The organism is Streptomyces sp. P17 (assembly GCF_032436805.1).
Taxonomy (GTDB): Bacteria; Actinomycetota; Actinomycetes; order Streptomycetales; family Streptomycetaceae; genus Streptomyces.
Genome location: NZ_JAVRBF010000161.1, coordinates 1 through 2,060, shown reverse-complemented (window position 1 = coordinate 2,060; position 2,060 = coordinate 1). Strand labels below are relative to the sequence as shown.

At 69.5% G+C, this 2,060-nt stretch carries 2 protein-coding genes; both read right to left on the bottom strand.

All coding sequences use genetic code 11. The features are described 5' to 3' along the window. Positions 1-11 precede the first annotated feature (11 nt). The gene (locus RMT89_RS40005; RefSeq protein WP_315888666.1) at positions 12-704 is read right to left on the bottom strand and encodes an LAETG motif-containing sortase-dependent surface protein; all 693 of its coding nucleotides are present in this window, start codon (positions 702-704) and stop codon (positions 12-14) included. A 150-nt stretch (positions 705-854) separates the two neighbouring features. Beyond that, positions 855-1,976, bottom strand: a complete 1,122-nt coding sequence (locus RMT89_RS40000) for an LOG family protein (RefSeq protein WP_315888665.1) — start codon at positions 1,974-1,976, stop codon at positions 855-857. Positions 1,977-2,060: the final 84 nt, after the last annotated feature.

Sequence of the window (2,060 nt, the reverse complement as noted above, 5' to 3'; positions counted from 1 at the left end):
CGCTCCGGTTGTCAGCGCGTGCTGCGCTTGCGGAGGCCGAAGAAGACGGCGCCGCCGCCGACCGCGACCAGGGCGATCGCGATGCCCGCAATCAGACCGGTGTTGGAGTCGGCGCCGGTCTCGGCGAGGTTGGACTCACCGGCCGGGGACGGGGCGTTGCTGCTGGTGTCCGCCGGGGCGGTGCTGTCGCCCTCGGAGGGCGAGGGGGCCGGGGTCTCCTCGGCCGGGGTGGAGGCGGAGTCCGACGGCGTGGGGGTCGGCGTGGGGCTGTCCGACGGGGCCGGGGTGTCCTCCTTCTTGCAGGCCGTGGACGGGGTCGTCAGGTTCGGCTTGATGTCCTCGTCGACATAGCCCTCGGCCTTGACGTGAATGCGGTACTCGGCGTTCGGCTTCCAGTTCTCGGCGAAAGTGATGGTGACGCCCTCGCGCGAGCCCTCGACCACCTGCTCGCCGACCTTCTTCAGGTCGGCGCCGTTGTTCTGGAGGTAGACGCTGACGGTGGCCGGGACACCGGCGGCGTCCACATCGGTGACGGTGATGACACCGTTGTCACCGTCACACTTGGCTTCGGCGGAGAAATCCTTGATGTCGCACGCGAACGCGTTACCGCTGACACCGAGCACGAGCGCGGCCGAGGCGGAGGCGATGCCGAGCACACGCACGGAACGGGCGACGGTACGGCGGGGTATGGACAGGACTGCCACGTTGGTCCTTCACATGTTGCGCAAATGCGGGGGGTTGAGGGGGCGGAGTCGCACGGGCAACTCCACTCCCAAGAGGCTCACAGGTTTATAAGTGCTGCGTAAGTAGTGTCAACGCATATGCGGGCCAAGGACCTTGGCTTTGCCCTCTTATTAACCGCCGAGACGTTTCAATGCCTCCGAAGCCTCCTCGATCCGGTCGACCAGGGCGATACGGGACTCCATCGAACGCTCCCGCGCGAGCGACTGGAGCAGCGGCCAGGTCGGCAGCTTCTCCGTCCAGTGCGCCCGGTTCACCAGCACCATGGGCGTGGGCTCGCCCCGGGACTCGTAGTAGTTCGGCGTCGCGTTGTCGAAGATCTCCTGTACGGTCCCGGCGGCGCCCGGCAGGAAGACCACGCCGGCGTTGGCGCGGGCCAGCAGGCCGTCCTCGCGGGTGGCGTTGGCGAAGTACTTGGCGATGTGCGTGGCGAAGGCGTTCGGCGGCTCATGGCCGTAGAACCAGGTCGGGATGCCGACGGAGCCGCCGCCCTTGGGCCAGCGGGTGCGCACCTCGAAGGCCGCCGTCGCCCAGGCCGTGATGGACGGGGTGAACTTCGGTTCCTTGGCGAGAAGTCGGAGCGCCTCGGTGAGCATCGTGTTGTCGTACGGGGCGGCGTACGCGCCGAGGTTCGCCGCCTCCATCGCGCCCGGGCCGCCGCCGGTCGCGACCGTGAAGCCCGCGCGGGTCAGCTCCCGGCCGAGGCGGGCGGCACCGGCGTAGGCCTCCGTGCCGCGGGCCATCGCGTGGCCGCCCATGACGCCCACGACCCTTGTTCCGCGCAGGAGTTCGTCGAGGGCGTCGGAGACGGCGTCGTCGTGGACGGAGCGGAGCATCGACGCGAATATGTCGCCGTCCGCCTTGGTCCGCTGGAACCAGGCATGGGAGAGGGCGTCGGGCGTCTGCTCGTACCCCTTGTCGAGTCCGGCGAAGAGCTCGTCCGGCGAGTAGAGGAGCCCCCGGTACGGGTCGAAGGGCAGGTCCGGGACCGGCGGGAAGACCATGGCGCCGTCCGCGCGGATCTTCGCGGCCGCGTCCTCGCGCATCGGGCAGCCGAGGAAGACGGCGCCCGCCGTGTCCGTGGTGAGCAACTCGCGGGTGCGGTCCGTCAGATCGACGGCCTGGATCCGGAATCCGGCGAGCGTGCCGCGGGCCGAGACGGTGGCGTCGAACTCCTGGAGCGTCTCGATCTCACGGTCGTTGTGGAGGGCTGCATGGGCGGGCATCGTCTGCACGCGCCCATGCTAGGGGGTGTTTTGAAAGTCCCGCACAGCACCCACGGCGCCCGGCACGCACCCTCGCCGCACCGGCCAAAGACC